This is a genomic window from Vibrio sp. 1402 (assembly GCF_033340275.1).
In genome coordinates this window covers 1-506 of record NZ_JAWOWE010000765.1, presented here as the reverse complement: position 1 = coordinate 506, position 506 = coordinate 1, and the positions used below count along the sequence as shown (strand labels likewise).

Sequence of the window (506 nt, the reverse complement as noted above, 5' to 3'; positions counted from 1 at the left end):
AGAAGCGTTTGGCTTTGAAGAGTTTGATGTGGATCCTGTGTCGGGTATCGCCGTTAATGCTGATCACAATGATTATTGTTGGATGAACTCATCGTACGTGCTTGGCGTCAAACTGACGGATGCATTTTCTAAGTATGGTTTCTGTACTGCTATTCGTGGCGCAGAGGGTGGTGGGCGAGTTGATAACCTACCAACACACTTCTTCATGAGTGATGATGGTGACCCAGATATGAAGTGCCCAACGGAAATTGGCATTACAGACCGCCGTGAAGCGGAATTGGGTAAACTGGGTTTCTTACCGTTGTGTCACTACAAAAATACAAACTATGCCGTGTTCTTTGGTGCTCAAACTTGTCAAAAACCAGCAAATCATGAATCTCCAGAAGTGGCAGCAAACGCGGCAATTTCAGCAAGACTTCCTTACATGATGGCAACCTCTCGTTTTGCACATTATTTGAAAGTAATGGCTCGAGACAAGATCGGTAGCTTTATGGAAGCAGAAGACG

1 protein-coding gene is annotated in these 506 nt (G+C 45.1%); it reads left to right on the top strand.

All coding sequences use genetic code 11. The features are described from left to right. Positions 1–506: type VI secretion system contractile sheath domain-containing protein (locus R7044_RS28370; RefSeq protein WP_225456432.1), on the top strand; the 506-nt coding region annotated here is incomplete at both ends.